The sequence below is a fragment of the Spirillospora sp. NPDC046719 genome (assembly GCF_040645715.1).
GTDB lineage: Bacteria > Actinomycetota > Actinomycetes > Streptosporangiales > Streptosporangiaceae > Spirillospora.
Map to the genome: position 1 here is coordinate 1 of NZ_JBEYYT010000629.1, position 4,271 is coordinate 4,271.

A 4,271-nucleotide genomic window follows, 5' to 3' on the forward strand; every position below is an offset into this window, starting at 1 on the left:
GCGGGGGGCGGGCCGGCCGCCGCCCCGCCGCCGCCCGCGCCGCCGCAGCCCCGCCGCATCGGGCTGTGGGGCGCGCCGACCTGCGGGAAGACCACGTTCCTCGCGGCGCTGCGGATCGCAGCCGAGGAGGGCGGGCACGACGTCCGGCTCGTCGGCTGCAACCGCGCGTCCACCGAGTTCCTCGCCGACACCACCCGGCAGCTGAAGATCGAGCGCCGGTTCGTCCCGGCGACCCGGGAGCTGCCGCCCAACCTCGCCTGGCAGCTGCACGGCACGCAGATCAAGAAGGTGCGCCCGGAGACCGGGAAGCTCCGCTTCAAGCGGCGACGGCCCGTCCCGTACACGGTGACGCTGGACATGATGGACGCCCCAGGCGGCATGTTCAGCAGCCGCCCGGAGGACCGCGCCGCCCGCGAGCCGTCGTCCGGGCTGCGGTTCAGCAGCTCCGCCGGCGACGGCGACGGCGGGTCCGGCGACGCCGGCGGAGGCGACGCGGAGGAGCGGCTCGTCCGGCACCTGGCGGGCTGCGACGGGCTGCTGTTCCTGTTCGACCCGACCCGCGAGCGCGAGATGAACGACGCCTACGCGTTCTTCCAGCGGACCGTCCTGCAGATCTCGGAGCTGGCCGGGACCAGCGGCGTCGACCACAAGCTCCCGCACCACCTGGCCGTCTGCATCACCAAGTTCGACCATCCGGAGGTGTACGAGCGGGCCGTGCGGCTCGGCTACGTGACGCCGCCCGCGAGCATCTTCGGGATGCCGCGGGTCGACGAGACGCGCGCGCTGGAGTTCTTCCAGGACCTGTACCGGGGGACGCACGCGCACGACCCGGTGAACTCGCTGCTCCGCGGCATCCGCTCGCACTTCGGCGAGTCCCGCACCCGCTACTTCGTGACGTCCGCGATCGGCTTCTACCGCGACCCGGTGGAGAACCGCTTCCAGCCGGAGGACTACCTGAACATCGCCGAGCAGTCCGACGGCGGCGACGGGCTCGCCGGCGAGGACCGGTTCCGGATCCGCGGCGACGTCGCGCCGATCAACGTGCTGGAGCCGGTCATGTGGCTGGCCGGGAACGTGGGCGAGCCGTGATGGACCAGGCTCCCGCGCAGGAGGCGGTGGTGCTGCGGGCCGGGTGGGCGGTCCGGGGTAAGCCGCCGGGTAGTTATGACGAGTATCGGGTCACGGGGTGTGGTGGGCCGGATTTCTCGGCTGCTGACTATGCGCATATTCTGCGGCATTTCGCGTTGGGGACGCCGTCGCCGGGGCGGTCGGGGCCGGCTGCGTTGCCGTGGATCACGATCAGTGAGGTGCGCGGTGGTGATGACGGCACCCGGATCGGTGTGGCGTTGGAGGACTGGACCGGTGAGGCCGACGGTGCGGGCCGTCCGATCGCCGAGACCCGCTATTTGTGTGTGCCGTATGAGGCGCTGCGTGCGGTGCCGGTGTCGTATGCGGGCCTGTATGAGGCGTTGTCGGGGGTGACGCCGCCGTTCCCGCCCGACGGGGTGGAGTTGCGGGTGGCGCCGCTGGATCCGGCGACCTTGGCGCAGGCGCTGGGGCGGTTCGGGGTGCAGCGGGTCGCCGCGGCGGCGTCGCTGCTGATCGACGGTCCCGTGACCGTGACCGGTGCGCCTGAGTTGACCGCTGTGGAGCGGTTGGGGTTCCTGGACGCGGTCGCGGCGCTGCTGCCCTACGGGTGGCGGACCCGGTTCTCCGCGGCGACCTGGGACCAGAGCGGCAACCGCAACGTCTCCCTGGCCTTCGCACGACAGGTCCGTGAACGCACCGCCGAACTCGACTGGCGGACGCCCCGGCTCCCCGAACGCGACACACCGGGCCGCGCCTATGCCGAGATGCTCGCGGATCTGTTCGGGGATCGGGGGCGCTCGCATGCCGAGGTCGTCGCGCATCTGGCGCAGGCCACCGACCCGCTCGTCGACACCGACCCCAGCACGGTGGTGCGGGTCCTGGGCGGCCTCGACTGGCCCGCGACCGTGCTCCAAGCCGTGGAACGCGGAACCCACGACCCCGCCGACGTCCGCGACCTGCTCACCACCGGACGCGACCGTGAACTCGGCGACGCCGCCGCCCGGAAGGTCCTGTACGCGCTGATCCGGGAACGCGCCCCCGAAGACGTCCCGCTGCTGCGCGAGCGCTGGGCGGAGGTCGCGGGCACGACCGTGACGCCGTTCCGGGAGCTGTGCGCGGCCGTCCGCGGGCTGGTCTGGACCGGCGAGGACGTCCCGGCCGGCGCGCGCGCGGCACTGGCACTGCCGTACTTCCAGCTCGCCCACGACCTCGGACGCGCCGACGATCTGCTCGCCGCGCTGGTCACCGCGCCCAAGCGCGACCTGGACGAGGTCGGCGCCGAGGCCGCCGCGCTGGTCGTCCGCGAGGCGATCGGCCCCGCGGCGGTCACCGCCACGGGCCCGCGATGGCCGCTGACGCTCGGCGAGCTGGCCCGGTCCCCGCGGGTGGTGTGCGCGCTGATGACCACGGTCGGGCGCGGCGAACCCGCCCCGCTCCAAGCCTGGTACGAGAGCCTCACCCACCATCTGCCCGCGTCCCTGCTCGGCCTGTTCCGCAACCTGCTGTTCTCCCCGCTGACCCCGCTCCGCGGGGACCAGCTCGCCGCGCTCGCCGGGCACGACACCGCCTGCGTCGGCGACGTCCTCGCCCTCGCCGCCGAGGCGCGCCGCCTCCCCCTCGTCCTGGACGGCCTCGCGGACTGGCTCGCGTCGCTCGACCGGATCCCGGCGGGCGACGCGCTGCTGCTGAAGGGCCGGCTGGCGCGGGCGACCACGTCCGACGCCGCGTCCCTCGGCATGCTGGACGGGCTGCTGCTGTGGCTCGCCGCGCCCCCGCACCACGTGACCGGCACCGCCACCGCCGACCACCCCGCCTACTGGGAGGGATTCCGGTCGGTGTGGACGCGGCCCATGCCGCAGGGCCGCGCGGACCGGCGCCGCGAGACGCTGACCGCCTGGCTGCGCGCGGGCGGCTGGGCCGCCGCCGGCGGCACCGGACCCGTCCTGATGCTCGCCCGCCGGCTGATGGCCGCGCCGCCCGCCGAGGCGCTGCCCGTCGCGAAGGCGATGCTCGCCGCCCGCGCGAGCGTCCCGTCGCTCGGCGTCACCGCGGACTACCAGGTCTGCCGGCACGAGGCCGAGCAGCTCTTCCCGGAACTCGCGAAGGACTCCTTCATGACCGTGCTGACGAACCTTCCGCAGAACGCGCCGGCCGGGCACATCGCCGCGCTGTGCGCCCAGGAGATGGCGCGGGGCGTGCCCGCCGCCCAGATCGCCGAGACGCTCCTCACCGGGCTGCCGAACATCACCGCCGGCACCGTCGTGGACGTCATCGGCGAGGTCCGGCTCGCCCTCACCGAGATGGAGGAGCCGGACGCCGCGAACCGCGCCCTGGACCTCGCCCGCGCCATCACCCGGTACCCGGGCGTCGGGCCGTCGCTGCGCACCCAGGCCGCGGCGGTCGCGGTGGCCGAGATCGGCTTCTGGCACCGGATCATCGAGATCACCGCCGCCGCCGACCAGGACGGCGAACTGCTGATCGACGAGAGCACCCGCGAGCAGCTGAGGCACAGCGCCGAGCGGGCGCAGTCGCTGCTCAAGGCGTCCAAGCCCGCCCGGTGGGGGCGGGGCGGCGGCCGGTCGTGACGGCCGCCGTCGACGTCGGGACGGTCACCACCCGGATCCGGACCGCCACCGGCCTCACCGTGGTCGCGACGCCGCCGCCCGAGGCGATCGCCGGGGTGCTCACCCGCGCCGCCGGGACGGGCCGCCCGGTCACCTGCGTGGTCCCCGACCACTGGCGCGACCACGGCGCCGGCCTCGCCCGGCAGGAGCTGCTGCACGCGACCGTCCTGCCGGTGGGGCCCGCGACGCTGATCGGCCGGTTCGCCGCCGTCGCCGCGCACGCCGCCGCGCGCACCGGCCCTGGCCGCTACCTCGTCTGCGACGCGGGCGCGTCCGGCACCGGGTTCGGGCTGTGCGAGGTGTCCGGCGAGTCCGTCCGGCTCGTGGACGCCGCCTTCGACGCGGCCGCGGGCGGCGACGCGTTCGCCGAGGCCGTCGCGCCCGGACGCGGCCGGGAGTTCGCCGCGTCCGCCGCGCGGAACACCGAACGGCTCGCCGCCGTCCTCGCGACCGCCCGGGAGAAGTCGCTGTTCCGCAACGCGCTCGCGGTCCGCGCCGGCGACCTGGAGATCACCGCCGGCGCGCTGCTGGAGGCGTTCGAGCCGGTCGGCGCGCGGC

The 4,271-nt window shown here is 75.1% G+C and carries 3 protein-coding genes; all 3 read left to right on the forward strand.

Annotated elements, in window-relative coordinates:
- The coding region (locus ABZ914_RS47560; RefSeq protein ID WP_500201229.1) for a hypothetical protein at positions 1-1,089 on the forward strand (1,089 nt) is incomplete at its 5' end.
- 218 nt (positions 1,090-1,307) lie between these two features.
- The gene (locus ABZ914_RS47565) at positions 1,308-3,674 is read left to right on the forward strand and encodes a hypothetical protein (protein WP_500201230.1); all 2,367 of its coding nucleotides are present in this window, start codon (positions 1,308-1,310) and stop codon (positions 3,672-3,674) included.
- Positions 3,671-4,271, forward strand: a 601-nt coding sequence (locus ABZ914_RS47570; RefSeq protein ID WP_500201231.1) for a hypothetical protein, incomplete at its 3' end; no start/stop codon positions are given. The genes ABZ914_RS47565 and ABZ914_RS47570, both read left to right, overlap by 4 nt.